Genomic DNA, 457 nt, shown 5'->3' on the forward strand with positions numbered 1-457 from the left:
CGCAGGGCTACGGCAATCTGATGGCGGCCAGTTTGGGTGACCCATGGCACGGTTTTGGTCAGACGATGTTCGTGCAGCCGTTAAATCAGGCGTGGCAGGAGATCCTGAAACCGTCTGCGGCCAGCCTGAATGCCCAGTGGCAAACGGCCATCGTCGCCAACTGGAATACCGCCTTTGCCGGTCGTTACCCGTTTGCCGGTGGGGAGAGTGATATCTCATTGCCGATGCTGGGGCAATTTATCCGCCCGGACACCGGGCGCATGGAGCAGTTTTTGACCCGTCAGTTAGGCGGGGTGCTGCATAAAGAGGGTAACCGCTGGGTACCAGACAGGGTGAACAGTCAGGGGCTGCGTTTTAACCCGCGTTTCCTGAACGCGGTCAATCAGCTCAGTCAGTTATCGGATGTGCTGTTTGCAGACGGCAGTCAGGGGCTGCGGTTTGAACTGCGTGCGCGAGC

The 457-nt window shown here is 58.9% G+C and carries 1 pseudogene; it reads left to right on the forward strand.

Annotated elements, in window-relative coordinates:
• Nucleotides 1-457: pseudogene (locus ABR397_RS23300) on the forward strand (ImcF-related family protein); the annotation flags it as partial.

The sequence above is a fragment of the Photorhabdus viridis genome, from assembly GCF_040256935.1.
Taxonomy (GTDB): domain Bacteria; phylum Pseudomonadota; class Gammaproteobacteria; order Enterobacterales; family Enterobacteriaceae; genus Photorhabdus; species Photorhabdus viridis.